This is a genomic window from Pseudomonas pichavaramensis (assembly GCF_050473265.1).
In the GTDB taxonomy this organism is placed as follows: Bacteria; Pseudomonadota; Gammaproteobacteria; order Pseudomonadales; family Pseudomonadaceae; genus Aquipseudomonas.
Map to the genome: position 1 here is coordinate 19,272 of NZ_JBJKFJ010000011.1, position 13,359 is coordinate 32,630.

Genomic DNA, 13,359 nt, shown 5'->3' on the forward strand with positions numbered 1-13,359 from the left:
GACGGGGTGTTCCGCAGCGGCCAGCACGCTCAGGCGTGCCTGTCTGCGTGCGCCCCGTTCGCCGAACTCATCGTCGCCACGGGGCCTTTCATGCAAACCCTCGCCAAACTGCCTGTCACTATCATCACCGGTTTTCTCGGTGCCGGTAAAACCACCCTGCTGCGTCACCTGCTGGCCAATGCCGGCGGCCGCCGCATCGCGGTGATCGTCAACGAGTTCGGCGAGCTGGGTATCGACGGCGATATCCTCAAGCAGTGCTCCATCGGTTGCAGTGAGGAAGAAGCCAACGGCCGCGTCTTCGAACTGGCCAACGGCTGCCTGTGCTGCACCGTGCAGGAAGAGTTCTTCCCGGTGATGCGCGAGCTGGTGGCGCGCCGTGGCGACCTCGACCACATCCTCATCGAGACCAGTGGCCTGGCGCTGCCCAAGCCGTTGGTACAGGCCTTCAACTGGCCGGAAATCCGTAACGCCTGCACCGTCGACGCGGTGATCACCGTGGTCGACAGCCCGGCGGTGATTGCCGGCACCTTCGCCGCCTTCCCTGATCAGGTCGACGAGCAGCGCAAGCTCGACCCCAACCTCGACCATGAATCGCCGCTGCACGAGCTGTTCGCCGACCAGCTGGCCAGCGCCGACCTGGTGATCCTCAACAAGGCCGACCTGCTCGACACCGAAGCCCTGGCGGCGGTGCGCGCGGAAGTCGCCGAGGAGCTGCCGCCGGCGGTCAAGGTGATCGAGGCGCACGGCGGCGAGCTGCCGCTGGATGTGCTGCTGGGCCTGAACAGCGAAACCGAGCTGCATATCGACAGCCGCCGCACTCACCACGACGATGAAGACGAAGACCACGATCACGAGGAATTCGACTCGTTCCACGTGGAACTACCGGAAACAGAGGAGGCGCGCCTGCTCGCTGCACTGAAAGCGGTGGTGGCCAAGTACGGCATCCTCCGGGTGAAAGGCTTCGCGGCGATTCCCGGCAAACCCATGCGCCTGCTGGTGCAGGGTGTAGGCCAGCGCTTCGACCGTCACTTCGACCGCGCCTGGCAGGCCGACGAGCCGCGCATCAGTCGTCTGGTAGTGATCGGCCAGCAGCTCGACCGCGAGGCGATTCAGGCCGAGCTGCAAGCGGCGCTGGCCTGAGTGATTGTGGGAGGGGCTTCAGCCGCGAGCGGGTTTGTTGATAGTCGCGGCTAAAGCCCCTCCCACAAAACGAATATGCATTTATTACGCACCCAGCCCGGCGCTCAATTGCCGGCCGACAGCATTGCCGATCTCGGCCAGACGCCCGCCGAGCTGGTCATTCTCTGCACTGGCGACTCGCACCTGTCGCTGCTGGCCGAGGCGGCCAGGCAGTTGCCGGACGACTACCCCAGCCTGCGTCTGGCCAGCCCGGCGCAGCTGAGCAACCACGCCTCGGTGGACTTCTACGTCGAGCAGGTGCTGCAGCACGCCAAGGTCATCCTCATCTCCGTGCATGGCGGGGTGAGTTACTGGCGCTACGGTATCGAGCGGCTGGTCGAGCTGGCCGGGCTGGGCGCGCAGGTGATCATGGTGCCGGGCGACGATCAGCCCGACCCGCAGCTGATGGCCATGGGCAACGCCAGCGAGGAAGACAGCCATCGCCTCTGGCAGTACCTGCGTCAGGGCGGGTTGGAGAATGCCGGGCAGCTGTTCCGCTTTATCGGCAGCCGCTGGCTGGGGCGTGGCGACAGCTGGGGCGAGCCGCAGCCGCTACCGCGCGTCGGCCTCTATCACCCGCAGCACAGCCCGGCCACGCTGCGCGACTGGCAGGCGCAGTGGCAAGCCGGCGCGCCGGTGGCAGCGCTGCTGTTCTACCGCAACCATGTGCAATCGGCGAACACCGCCTTTGTCGATGCCTTCTGTGCTCACCTGCAACAGCAGGGCCTCAACCCGCTGCCGATCGCCGTCGCCAGCCTCAAGGAGGCGGCCTGTTTTGCTCAGGTGCAGGACTGGCTGGATGAAACCGCCACGGCGCTGATCATCAATACCACCGGCTTTGCCCTGTCCAACCCCGAGGCGCCGCAGAGCCGGCCGTTCCGCCGTGATATTCCGGTGCTGCAGGCGATCTGCGCGCTGGATAACCAGGCGCAGTGGCAGGCCAGCGCGCAGGGCCTGGGCAGCCGCGATCTGGCCATGCACGTGGTGCTGCCGGAGCTGGACGGCCGCCTGATCGGCACCGCCATCAGCTTCAAGGGTCTGGCCTGGCGCAGCGAGCGCAGCCAGAGCGATGTGGTCTGCTACCAGGCGCATGCACCAGGCATGGCCCATGTCGCCGCGCTGGCGCGCAAGTGGTGCGATCTGGCGGAGAAAAACAATGAAAACAAGCGCATCGCGCTGATCCTGGCCAACTACCCGACCCGCGACGGCCGCATCGGCAACGGCGTCGGGCTGGATACGCCCGCGGCTGCGCTGAATATCCTCCGTGCCCTGCAGGCGCAGGGCTACCCGGTGGATAACCTGCCGGCCAGCGGCACCGCGCTTATCCACAGCCTGCTCGGCGGCGTCACCAACGACCTCGACAGCCTCGACGCGCGGCCTTGCGCGCAGAGCCTGGCGCTGGACGACTACCTGGCGTTTTTCCACAGCCTGCCGCAGCAGAACCAGCAGGCTGTGCGCGAGCGCTGGGGCGAGCCGCAGAACGACCCGATGTTCCGCAGCGGGCGGATGATGGTCGCCGGCCTGCGCTTCGGCCTGACCTTCGTCGGCATCCAGCCGGCGCGCGGCTATCAGCTCGACGCCGCAGCGGTCTATCACGACCCCGATCTGGTCCCACCGCACGGCTATATCGCCTTCTACGCCTGGCTGCGCACGGCCTTTGCCAGCGATGCGCTGATCCACGTCGGCAAGCACGGCAATCTGGAATGGCTGCCGGGCAAGAGCGTCGGCCTTTCCGAACAGTGCTGGCCGCAGGCGCTGATCGGCCCGCTGCCCAACGTCTACCCGTTTATCGTCAACGACCCGGGCGAGGGCGCGCAGGCCAAGCGGCGTACTCAGGCGGTGATCATCGACCACCTGATGCCGCCGCTGACCCGCGCCGACAGCTACGGCCCACTGCGCGATCTGGAGCGCCTGGCCGACGAGTACTACGACGCCAGCCAGCTTGACCAGCGCCGCGCCGTGGAGCTGCGCGGCGAGATTCTGGCCAAGGTGCGCGAGGCCAGCCTCGACCGCGAGCTGGGCCTGCAACTCAATGATGACGGCGACAGCTGGCTGCCGCAGCTCGACGCCTACCTGTGCGACCTCAAGGAATCGCAGATTCGCGACGGCCTGCATGTGTTCGGCGAATCGCCCGCCGGGCAACTGCGCCGCGACACCCTGCTGGCGCTGCTGCGCATTCCCCGTGGCGACGGCCAGGGCGCCAACGCCAGCCTGTTGCGCGCGCTGGCGCGCGGCCTGGAACTGGGCCTCGACCCGCTCGACTGCGACATGGGTCAGCCTTGGGAGGGCGCGCGGCCCGAGGCGCTGCAGGCTGTGGATAACAGCCCGTGGCGCACCGTCGGCGATACCCGCGAGCGCCTGGAGCTGCTGGCGCTGCGGCTGATCGAGCAGCGCCTCGGCGGCACCACCAGCGACGCCTTCGGCGCGGCGGTCGCGCTGATTCTCGATGGCCTGGCGGAACAGATCGCACCGCTGCTGGATGCCTGCGGCGCTGCCGAAATGGGCGGCCTGCTCGCCGCGCTGGAAGGGCGCTTCGTCCCTGCCGGGCCGAGCGGCGCGCCGAGTCGCGGGCGCCTCGATGTGCTGCCCACCGGGCGCAACTTCTTCACCGTCGACGTGCGCCACCTGCCCACGCCCACCGCCTGGCGCCTCGGCGTGCAGGCGGCGGATCGTCTGCTCGAACGCCATCTGCAGGACGAGGGCGACCACCTGCGCCAGCTCGGCCTGTCGGTGTGGGGCACGGCGACCATGCGCACCGGCGGCGACGATATCGCCCAGGCGCTGGCGCTGATGGGTGTGCGCCCGGTGTGGCAGCCGGGCAGCCAGCGCGTCGAACGCTTCGAAGTGCTGCCGCTGGAGCAACTGGGGCGGCCACGGGTGGACGTCACCCTGCGCGTGTCGGGCTTCTTCCGCGATGCCTTCAGCAACCTGATCCGCCTGTTCGACGACGCCGTGCAGGCGGTGATCGAGCTGGACGAACCGGAAGACATGAACCCGCTGTCGGCGCGGGTCTGGCGCGAGTCGCTGGCGCTCAAGGACGGCGGCCTGGATGAAGCCGAGGCGCGCCGCCAGGCCGGCTGGCGGGTGTTCGGCGCCAAGCCGGGCGCCTACGGCGCCGGGGTGCAGAACGCCATCGAGGAACGCCTGTGGCAGAGCCGCGCGGATCTGGCCGAGGTCTACCTGAACTGGGGCGGTTACGCCTACGGCAGCGGCGCCGAGGGCGCCCCGGCGCGGCAGCGCTTCGTCGAGCGCCTGGAGCAGATGCAGGCGGTGCTGCACAACCAGGACAACCGCGAGCACGACATCCTCGATTCCAACGATTACTACCAGTTCCAGGGCGGCATGCTGGCGGCGGTGGAAACCCTGCGCGGGCTCAAGGTGGCCAGCTACTTCGGCGACAACAGTCAGCCGGACACCCCGCGCATCCGCAGCCTCAAGGAAGAACTCAATCGCGTGGTACGCGCCCGCGCGGCCAACCCCAAGTGGATCGAGGGCATGAAGCGCCACGGCTACAAGGGCGCCTTCGAACTGGCCGCGACCATCGACTACCTGTTCGCCTTCGACGCCACCAGCGAACTGGTCGACGACCACCAGTACGCGCTGCTGACCGATGCCTACCTGCTGGACAAGGACACCCGCGACTTTATCCAGCAACACAACCCCGGCGCCCTCAACGACATGCTCGAACGCCTGCTGGAAGCCCAGCAACGCGGCCTGTGGGAGAATCCCGGCGAGTATCGGGCGGCGCTGGAGAATTTGTTGCTCGACAGTGAGGAAGGTGCATGAAAGAAACACTGGCCCGATTAGGCGTATGGTGGCGCCGGCCGATTACCCGGCGCGAGCGAGTTCGCTCGGCTTGCATCGGTGCTATGGCTGGCATATGGATTGGCTTGTTTTCGTTCATTCTGATTGCCAGCGGCCCCACCAGCCTTGCCGAAATCGGCATCTGGATTCTGTCTGGAGTAATAGGCAGTGCTGGATTGGCCGCTCTGTTTCCACGAGTGCTTGGGATCGTGCTTTTCCCTCTGAGCATCTGCGGTATCGGTAACTGAGCATGGTCTGCCATGCACCTGCTGTGGGAGGGGCTTCAGCCGCGAGCTTGTCGCCGCTAAAGCGCCTCCCACAGGGTCGTAGCCCGGATGCAATCCGGGTATCTCGCAACGGCCCCGGATTTCATCCGGGCTACAGTCGCAAAGCATTTATCCACAGGCCAGAGTCATGACCGAACATCACTTCCCCCTTGCCGCCGTGGTCGGTGCCGATTCGCTGAAGCTGGCGCTGTGTCTGGCGGCCATCGACCCGGCCATCGGCGGGGTGCTGATCGAAGGCCCGCGCGGCATGGCCAAGTCCACCCTGGCCCGTGGCCTGGCCGATCTGCTCGAAGGCGGGCGCTTTGTCACCCTGCCGCTCGGTGCCAGCGAGGAGCGCATCGTCGGCACGCTGGATCTGGACGCCGCGCTGGGCCAGGGCCAGGCGCGCTTTTCCCCCGGCCTGCTGGCGCACGCCGATGGCGGCGTGCTGTATGTCGATGAGGTCAACCTGCTGCCCGATCATCTGGTCGATCTGCTGCTCGATGCCGCCGCCAGCGGGGTCAACCATGTCGAGCGCGACGGCATCTCCCACCGCCACGCCGCGCGCTTCGTGCTGATCGGCACCATGAACGTCGAGGAAGGCGAGCTGCGCCCGCAACTGCTCGACCGCTTCGGCCTCAATCTGGCGCTGGATGGCCAGCCGCAACCGGCCGCGCGCGCCGAGATCGTCCGTCGTCGGCTGGCCTTCGACGCCGCGCCGGCGGCCTTCTGCGCACACTGGCAGGCCGAGCAGGATGTTCTCGCGGCGCGTTGCCAGAGTGCCCGCGAGCGGCTGGCCGCGATTCCGCTGGATGACGCCGCGCTGGGCGAGATCAGCCAGCGCTGCTTCGCCGCCGCTGTCGACGGCCTGCGGGCTGATCTGGTCTGGCTGCGCGCCGCTCGCGCCCATGCCGCCTGGCGCGGCGTCGCCGGCATCGAGGCTGTGGATATCGACGCGGTGGAAGATTTCGTCCTGCGTCATCGCCGTCGTCAGCAACCGCCGCAACCGCCCGCCGCTACGCCGCCCGAGCCGCCGCAGGCGCAGCAGCCCCAGCAACAGCAACAACAGCCGCAGCAGGGCGAAGGCCAGTGGGGCGATTTGCCGGCGCAGCAACAGGCCATGGGTGAGCGGTGGGTGCCGCCGCGCTGGACAAAAAAGCCCTGAGCATCCGCCCACGCAATGCCACAGGCGCGGATGCCGGCAAACGGCCCGGACGACTCGGCGGCGGCCTGCGTGGCGCCGCACGGGCGGGCGCGCATGGCCGTATCGACTGGCCGGCGACTTTGCGTCAGGGCCTCCCGCAGCGCCGCGAGCAACTGGTGCTGCGCCCGCGCAGCCGGCAGGCCGATGAACTCTGGCTGGTGCTGGTGGATGCCTCCGCCTCGACCCGCCGCCACGGCGCGCTGAGCCTGAGCAAGGGCCTGCTCGCCGAACTGTTCGACAGCGCCTACCGCCAGCGCGCGCGCCTGGCCGTACTGCAGGCCGGTGGCCGCGAGGCGCAGTGGCTGTGGCAGGGGCGCAAGGCCAGTGCCGAGCTGCATCACTGGCTGCAGCAACTCGGCGCCGGTGGCGGCACGCCGCTGCTCGACGCGCTGCAGCAGGCCGGCGACTGGCTGCTCCAGCGCCAGCGGCTCAAGCCTGCCGAGCAGCAGCGCCTGCTGATTCTCACCGACGGCCGTCTGCGCGACTGGCCGGCGCTGCAGCCACTGGGCTGCCCCACGTTACTGATCGACAGCGAACGCGCGCCGATCCGCCTCGGCCGCAGCCGCGAACTGGCGCGCCAGCTCGGCGCCGATTACCAACATATCGACGATCTGGCGCCGAGCGCGCCGGGCCGCACCTGGAGAACCCCATGAAAACCCTGCTGCTGGTCGGCATTGGCGCCGGCGACCCGGACTACATCACCTACCAGGCGATCAAGGCGCTGCGCCGCAGCGACGTGATCTTCCTGATGGACAAGGGCGCGGCCAAGCACAAGCTCAACGCCCTGCGCCGCGAGATCTGCGCACGTTTCCTCGACGGCCACACGCCGCGCTTCGCCGAGGGCCTGCAGCCGGAGCGCGAGCGCGAAGCCGCCGACTACCGCGCCAGCGTCGACGAACTCAACCGCGACAAGCAGGCGGTGTTCGAGCAACTGCTCGACGAGCAGATGGCCGATGGCGAAACCGCCGCCTTTATGGTCTGGGGCGACCCGTCGCTGTACGACAGCAGCATCCGCATCATCGAGGCCATCGCCGCGCGCCGCAGCGACTTCGCCTATGACGTGATCCCCGGTATCACCAGCCTGCAGGCGCTGACGGCCCGCCATCGCATCCCGCTCAACAGCATCGGCCGCGCCGTGGAAATCACCACCGGCCGCCTGCTCGCCGAAGGCTGGCCGCAGGGGGTGGACAGTGTGGCGGTGATGCTCGATGCCAAGGACACCTACCGGCGGTTTACCGGGCAGGGGCTGACCATCTATTGGGGGGCTTACGTTGGTACGGCGGATGAGATTCTGATGGCGGGGCCGTTGGATGAGCTGGCCGACAAAATTGCGGCCACTCGGGCGGAGGCGCGGGAGCGCAATGGCTGGATCATGGATAGCTATCTGTTGCGCAAGGAAGGTGCGGCGGGGGCGTGAGGCAAGAGCGTTGTTCAGTTGCCGTGATTGGCAAGGCTAGGCAACTTGCCTACACTTCTGTCCATGAAAGCGCTCTTTCTGGAAACCAGCAGCTTCACGGCTCATCTGGGTGACTACCTGACAGACGAGCAGTATCGCGAGTTGCAGCAAGCGATGTTGGCCAATCCGCAGATGGGCGATGTCATGGCGCGCACGGGTGGCTTTCGCAAACTACGCTGGGCCGACAACCGCCGCGCCAAGGGCAAGCGTGGCGGGTTGCGGGTGATCTATTACTGGCTGCTGGGTGATGGCCAGTTCTGGATGTTCGCCATCTATGACAAGGACGAACTGGAAAACCTGACTGCCGAACAGGAAAGAGCCCTGAAACACGCCATCACCCAAGAGCTGAAAGCACGAGGTGTCTCATGAAGAAACGTGACCTGTTCACCGAGCTGATGACGGGTGTGGAAGAAATGTCCGCCCATCGCGAGGGCAAGATCACCCTGCGCACTTCGACCTTGGAAGAGAAGCCCGCACCGCAGGTTTCGGCAGCCGAGATCGTCGCCTTACGCAAGAAACTGAGCATGTCGCAGGCGGTTTTTGCCCGGCGCATTCGCACCAGCACCGAGACCTTGCGTAACTGGGAGCAGCAAAAGTCCAGACCCAACACCCAGGCTGCTCTGCTGATCAAACTGGTCGAACAGTATCCGGACATGGTGGAGCGGCTGGAGGCGGTTTGAGGTTGAGCAAGTTGACTCGACGCCGTCTTGCGGGGCTTTAGACGCCCAGATAATTGCGTATCACCCATTCCTCGTCAGCGTCTGCTGGCGAGATGCGCGCCCATTCCCCGATAAGCTCGTAAACGGGAAGTTTTTCACCTAGTACTAGCCGCCGTACACGGGGCGATGTCCGTGACGGTAGTGCGTGGATGAACGCCGCATCGGTTTGCGCGTGGCCCCAGGCGATTACATCTTTGGGCTGAGTAACCTCGTACTTTAGTGGTTGCTTCTCTGGCTGAGCAGAGCTGTGGGACGGCTGAGTGACGCTCACGTCTTGCCGGGTTATCCACTCATCAGGCTGCCCCGACTCGGAGATACGAATCCAATCACCGACTTGTTGATAAGCGCGCACCATTTCACCAAATGCCAACCGCCTCAGGCGTCGGGCGGTATGAGTGGGAGTGCTGACGGAGTACGTATCATCACCTTGCACGTACAGCTCTGAGGCCGTTTTTGTTTCATAGGATGCTGCGGGAGGCTGCGCCTGAAGCGTAGACCTGGGCGCGACATAGCTGGATGTCCCTATGCGGCAGGTCTTGTTCCAGGAAATACAGGAGTTGCCGCATGGCTGGCTATTGCGGCAGTTCTTGGCCTAAGCGTCTGTGGTGATCAGGCCAAGCAAGATCAGGAGAGCCGGCAAGGCTTTCATGGCAATCCCTAGCGCGGTGGTGGATGGCATTAGGCTACTTCTGAACAAGGCTGCTGGACAGCAGCAAGTTATGCGGAACGCCGCGCAGCGTTATCCACAAGCCTGCAGCGTCTTTTCCATCACCACGGTGCGTTCCGCTCCGTGGTATTCATCGTGCACTTTGTGGTAACCCAAGCCAGCGTAGAACCCTTCGGCAGTGAGTGAGGACGGTACCCGCAGTTTGGTGATGCCGGCGTTCAGCGCCTGGGCGTGGAGCCTTTGCATCAGTTGGCGACCCACGCCGTTACCCTGCTGTGCGGGGTCGACGAAGACGGTTCTGACCACATCGCCATCGAGACTGGCAGTGGCGATCAGTGCGCCGTTTAGCGAGGCGACGAAGACTCTGCGCTGGTCGAGCAATGCCGTCACAGCTGCAGGGGTGAAGCTTTGCGCGACCTGATTGATCACCTCGGGCGGGTAGTCCGCGGCATTCGATTCGCGTAACGCGGTGATCACGATTCGGCTGATTGCCGCCGCATCGTCCGGTGTAGCCAGTCTGATCATGCAGTCCATGCCGCTCTCGCTCGATGATTCCTGAGCTCCGGTGGGAATGCAGCCCCCGGCGCTCTGCGTCCACCTGCAAGCCAGCCAGCAAGACGCAGGGCGGACATCGCTTTTCATGTCCGCCAATATGGCGGCTGCGAGGCCGGTTGCTGGATGAGCAGAGCGTCATCCACCCTGCGCGATACGGCTACTGCACCTTGAAGCCGTTTTCTTCCGCCCACTCGGTCAGCGCTTCGCGGGTGGCCTGGTTTTCATACTGATGCCAGCGATCCAGCAGGCCCTTTGCAGCCAGCAGGTTCTTGAAGCGCGAGTAGGCGCCTTTGTGCCGGAAGATGTCGTAGACGTCCTGTTCCAGATGGGGCGCCTGTTCGCCAATGAAGCGATGAATCAGCCGCTGGCCAAGGTCAAGGTCGTGCTGGCTGGGGACGCAGGCGTATTGGCTGTCATCCTCGATATCGTCCGGGATTTCATCCGGGCTCTCATCGCCGCAGTAGTAGCACTGGCCTGTCGAGCGCGAGATGTAAGCCGCCGTATCGTGACTGTACGAGCCGGATGCCCACAGGAAGGCTTCTTCCAGGTCGCTGAAGTCGATGGTCGTGGCCATGTTGCTGTCCTCGGTTACTGCTGGGTAAACCCTATCCTAGATCGATTGGTGATCAGCTTTCGATACCCTGTCAGTCAGCGCTGACCTCTTCCTTGTAAACCCGCATCCCCCGCGCCTGGTAGTTGGCCAGCGCCGCCGGGTGGTCGAGGGTGCAGGTGTGTACCCAGACGCGCTCGCTGCCCGGCCATTGCCAGGCCGAGGCGATGGCGTGGCTCAGCAGGGCGCCGCCGAAACCGCGGTCGAGGAACTGCGGGGCCAGGCCGAAGTAGCGGATTTCCACGTTGCCGCGCTCGTCGCGGTTGAGCTCGTAGTAACCGGCGATGGCGCCGCGGTGGTAGGCCACCCAGGTGCGGTGCCCTGGGTCTTCGACCTGGGCCTGCCACTGCGCGTCGCTCCAGCTGTCGAGATCACCCCATTCCCAGGTTGAACCGACCAACTGGTAGAGAAAACGGTTGAGCGCGCCCTGCGGCTCTTCGCATTCGATGATCTGCAGGTCGCTGCGTGGCGGTTTGGCGCGCAGCTGTTCGGCGCTGGTCATTTCCAGGTAGTAGGTGGTGCAGTGCTGACTCATTACGGACCTCACGGATAAAACCGGACTATAACCCGGCTCCTGCCGTGTATTGATATCGCCAGGTTTGTTGGCGCCAGAGCGTTGTCCACCCTACGCGGGGCATGCGTAGGGTGGATGTCGCTGTTTACATCCACCAGCGAGCGGGGGCTTACAGCCAGCTCCACGACAGCCCCGTATACACGCCAAAGCCTTCCCCCGGCGTCGAGCGGGCGGCGTCCGCGCCGTTGTCGTCATAACCCGGGGTGACGGTGGCGGCGTAGCGTTTGTTGGTGAGGTTGCGCAGGTCGAGCCAGGTTTGCCAGTCGCCTTTGGGGGCGTTGTAGCCGAGGGTGGCGCCGAAGGTGGCGTAGGCGTCGGCGTAGTAGGAGTTGGCGTAGTCCACCGCCACCTTGGAGGCGTACAGGGTGTTGAGGCCGGCGTAGAAGCCGCTCGGATGGTCGTAGCGCAGTTCGGCCTGGTAGCAGTGGCGCGGCAGGCCGGGCAGGCGGTTGTCGCCGAAGGTGTCGTCGTCACGGTAGTGGAAGTCGCCGAAGGTGTCGTCGTCACGGTAGTGGAAGTCGCTGAAGGTGTAGGCCTGGCGCAGGCTCAGCGCGCCGCCGCTGCCTTGCCAGAGTGTGCTGCTCAGGCCCGCTTCGATGCCCTGGTGCACGGTGGGGCTGGCGTTGGATTCGGAGAAGACGTTGTTTTCGACCTCGACGGTGAGCAGTTCGTGGCGTACCTGGGAGTAGTAATAAGCGAGATCCCATTGGCCCAGCGCCGAGTCGCCACGCCCGCCGATTTCCAAGGTGGTGGCGGTCTGGTTGTCCATCGAGATGGGCGCGCGCTGGCGGGTGCTGTACGGCTGGTTGCCAGCCGGGAAGCGTAGCGGTGAGCTCCAGATCATCGACCAGGCGTGCGGCGGCTCTACCGAGCGGCTGAGGTTGCCGTATAGCTGCACCTCGGGGTTGAGCTGGTAGCGCAGGCCGAGGCGCGGGGCGTAGTCCCAAGTATGTTCGCTGAGCTTGTCGTCGGTGGCCGGCCAGGTCACTTCGACCTGGCGGCGGGTATAGATCAGCGCCAGGCCGCTGGTCAGCCACAGGTCGGGCGCCAGCTCCGTGTCGTTGCTGAAGTGCAGCACGCTGTCCGAACCCAGGTGCTCGTAGGCGCGCATCAGGGTGCCGGCCGGGTAGGGCGTGCCACCGACGGTAATCGGCAAGGCGGCGTTTTCCTTCGATTTGCTGCTGGGCAGGTTGGTGGTGCTGCGCCAGCCGATGGTGGTGCTGCTGTCGAGCCCGAACAGGCTATGCCGCCGGATGTAGTTGAGGCTGGCGCTGACGTCGCTGTAGTCCACGCGAACACGGTAGGTGTTGCCGTTGGGCGAGCTGTTTTCGACGATATCCATGGGGTAATGGTGGTAAGCCAGGCCGGCCACCAGGGTGGAGTCGTCGTCGATCTGCCAGGTGGTCTTGTTGGCGATCCAGGTGCTGCCGGGCTGGTCGCGGTGAGCGTCGATGCGCAGGTTATTGGCGGCTGCCGCGCGCGGGTCATGTTTGATCTGCGCCTTGGTCAGGCGCCCCGGTACTTCATGCTCGGTTTCGCGGTAGCGCAGGTAGAAGCGCGTCTCCAGGTTCTCGTTGAGGTGATAGCCGAAGTTGCCGGCGATGCCTTTGCCCTTGCCGGAGGCGTGATCCTGATAGCCGTCGTACTCACTATCGGTGAGGTTGAGGTAGTAATCGAAGTCACCGAGCACCTGGCCGCTGGCGATGCTGCGCTTCTGGTAGCCGTGGCTGCCGGCCTCGTAGCGCAGTTGCAGCTTGGGCGCGGTGTAGCCGGTGTGGGTGATGTAGTCGATGGTGCCACCCAGGGCCAGCGAGCCACGGTCGAAGCCGTTGGCGCCGCGCAGCACTTCGGCGCGACTTATCCACAGCGGTTCCAGCAACTCGTAAGGCGTGCCGCCGGAGCCGGTCAGTGGCAGGCCGTCGAGCAGGATATGGGTGCCCGAGGCGTGCGAGCCAGGGCCACGGTTGATGCCCGAGCCGCGCACGCTGATTTTCACCCCTTCGTTGCCCGGCGACTGTGCATAAACACCCGGCTGGTAGGCCAGCACGTCGGCGACGCCGGCCACGCGGCCCTGTTCGACCTTGCCCATGTCCACCAGGTTGGTGGCGCCAGGTACGCGTTTGAGCTCGGTGGCCGCGGCTTCCGTTTCGCTTACCTGGGTGCCGCTGATCTGCAGTGCGTCCAGTTGCAGGGGTTGCTGCGCCAAGGCAGCGGGAACGGCCAGGCAGTTGAATGTCAGCAGGGCCAGGCGGGCCGGTCGGGCGTAAAGCGGCTTGGGCAACATGCGAAGGTTCCATTGAGCGGGCTACAAGCTTGTCTGATGGA

At 65.6% G+C, this 13,359-nt stretch carries 12 protein-coding genes; 8 read left to right on the plus strand and 4 right to left on the minus strand.

The genetic code is table 11. The features are described from left to right. Positions 1-90: 90 nt before the first annotated feature. The 8 genes from cobW (at position 91) to ACJRW5_RS17855 (ending at position 8,589) form a co-directional block, all read left to right on the plus strand. On the plus strand, positions 91-1,140 hold the full coding sequence (gene cobW / locus ACJRW5_RS17820; RefSeq protein ID WP_484571827.1) for a cobalamin biosynthesis protein CobW: 1,050 nt from the start codon (positions 91-93) through the stop codon (positions 1,138-1,140). Positions 1,141-1,215: 75 nt separating this feature from the next. Then, entirely contained in the window at positions 1,216-4,965 is a 3,750-nt protein-coding gene (gene cobN / locus ACJRW5_RS17825) for a cobaltochelatase subunit CobN (protein WP_484571828.1), read from the plus strand. Next, entirely contained in the window at positions 4,962-5,231 is a 270-nt protein-coding gene (locus tag ACJRW5_RS17830) for a hypothetical protein (RefSeq protein WP_484571829.1), read from the plus strand. Before cobN ends, ACJRW5_RS17830 begins: the two co-directional genes overlap by 4 nt. Before the next feature lie 166 nt (positions 5,232-5,397). After that, positions 5,398-6,414 carry a magnesium chelatase ATPase subunit I gene (locus ACJRW5_RS17835; protein WP_484571830.1) on the plus strand — a complete coding sequence of 339 codons (1,017 nt, stop codon included), beginning with the start codon at positions 5,398-5,400 and terminating at the stop codon, positions 6,412-6,414. Continuing rightward, entirely contained in the window at positions 6,396-7,106 is a 711-nt protein-coding gene (locus ACJRW5_RS17840) for a vWA domain-containing protein (protein ID WP_484571978.1), read from the plus strand. The genes ACJRW5_RS17835 and ACJRW5_RS17840 overlap by 19 nt, the downstream gene beginning before the upstream one ends. Next, a complete protein-coding gene (gene cobF / locus ACJRW5_RS17845) occupies positions 7,103-7,870 on the plus strand; it encodes a precorrin-6A synthase (deacetylating) (RefSeq protein ID WP_484571831.1) in 768 nt (255 codons plus the stop codon). The genes ACJRW5_RS17840 and cobF overlap by 4 nt, the downstream gene beginning before the upstream one ends. Positions 7,871-7,933: 63 nt before the next feature. Continuing rightward, positions 7,934-8,278: a toxin gene (locus ACJRW5_RS17850; protein ID WP_484571832.1), complete on the plus strand. Its 345-nt coding sequence runs from the start codon at positions 7,934-7,936 to the stop codon at positions 8,276-8,278. Further along, positions 8,275-8,589: a helix-turn-helix domain-containing protein gene (locus ACJRW5_RS17855; RefSeq protein WP_484571833.1), complete on the plus strand. Its 315-nt coding sequence runs from the start codon at positions 8,275-8,277 to the stop codon at positions 8,587-8,589. The genes ACJRW5_RS17850 and ACJRW5_RS17855 overlap by 4 nt, the downstream gene beginning before the upstream one ends. A gap of 778 nt (positions 8,590-9,367) precedes the next feature. Here the strand turns inward: ACJRW5_RS17855 and ACJRW5_RS17860 are convergent. The 4 genes from ACJRW5_RS17860 to ACJRW5_RS17875 all read right to left on the minus strand — a co-directional run bounded on the left by ACJRW5_RS17860 (position 9,368) and on the right by ACJRW5_RS17875 (position 13,318). Next, positions 9,368-9,829, minus strand: coding sequence for an N-acetyltransferase family protein (locus tag ACJRW5_RS17860; RefSeq protein ID WP_484571834.1), 462 nt, complete (start codon positions 9,827-9,829; stop codon positions 9,368-9,370). Between the two features lie 178 nt (positions 9,830-10,007). Continuing rightward, entirely contained in the window at positions 10,008-10,424 is a 417-nt protein-coding gene (locus tag ACJRW5_RS17865) for a UPF0158 family protein (protein WP_484571835.1), read from the minus strand. A 70-nt stretch (positions 10,425-10,494) separates the two neighbouring features. Continuing rightward, positions 10,495-10,995: a GNAT family N-acetyltransferase gene (locus tag ACJRW5_RS17870; protein WP_484571836.1), complete on the minus strand. Its 501-nt coding sequence runs from the start codon at positions 10,993-10,995 to the stop codon at positions 10,495-10,497. A gap of 148 nt (positions 10,996-11,143) precedes the next feature. Further along, positions 11,144-13,318, minus strand: coding sequence for a TonB-dependent receptor family protein (locus tag ACJRW5_RS17875; RefSeq protein WP_484571837.1), 2,175 nt, complete (start codon positions 13,316-13,318; stop codon positions 11,144-11,146). Between the last annotated feature and the right edge of the window lie 41 nt (positions 13,319-13,359).